The sequence below is a fragment of the Nocardia brevicatena NBRC 12119 genome (assembly GCF_000308495.1).
Taxonomy (GTDB): domain Bacteria; phylum Actinomycetota; class Actinomycetes; order Mycobacteriales; family Mycobacteriaceae; genus Nocardia; species Nocardia brevicatena.
Genome location: NZ_BAFU01000151.1, coordinates 1 through 516, shown reverse-complemented (window position 1 = coordinate 516; position 516 = coordinate 1). Strand labels below are relative to the sequence as shown.

The window sequence follows — 516 nt, the reverse complement described above, 5'->3', positions numbered from 1 at the left end:
TATCACCGGCCGCGATATCACGTCGGCGCGGTGATGCGCAGGCGATGGGACCAGGCGCCGGCCGCGGCCCGGGCGCGTGGCGACGAGGGAAACCGCCGCCTGCACCAGCGGTGGCTGCGATTCGGTGAACGCCGCAAGCGGGCTACGGTGGCGAACGTGGCGATCGCCCGAGAACTTGCCGGCCGGTGCTGGTCCCTGGCGGTCATGAACGACTGATCGCCACCTGATCGGCTTCCTCGGCGGGCCGGTGGTGGCAGCGCGCGGATCGACCCGCGATACACCTATGAGCAGACCCACGGGTCGACGCTCGATGCCAGACACGCGGATGCGATCCAGCCGAAACCCCGTCCTGCGGTAACCAACCCGCGTATATCGGTCTGACCGCGCGTCGCTCACAGACACGCTCACCACAGACTCGCCAGGAAGCAACGAGGCGCCGTCGGGGTCGCTCCCCGACGGCGCCTCACCACGCTCTCTCGACAAACTTCTCTACATATCAGATGTGGTGCCATGGGA

General features: G+C 67.6%; 1 pseudogene. It reads left to right on the top strand.

Features of this window, described 5'->3' with window-relative positions:
* Positions 1–216: pseudogene (locus ON20_RS25690) on the top strand (IS110 family RNA-guided transposase); the annotation flags it as partial.
* Between the last annotated feature and the right edge of the window lie 300 nt (positions 217–516).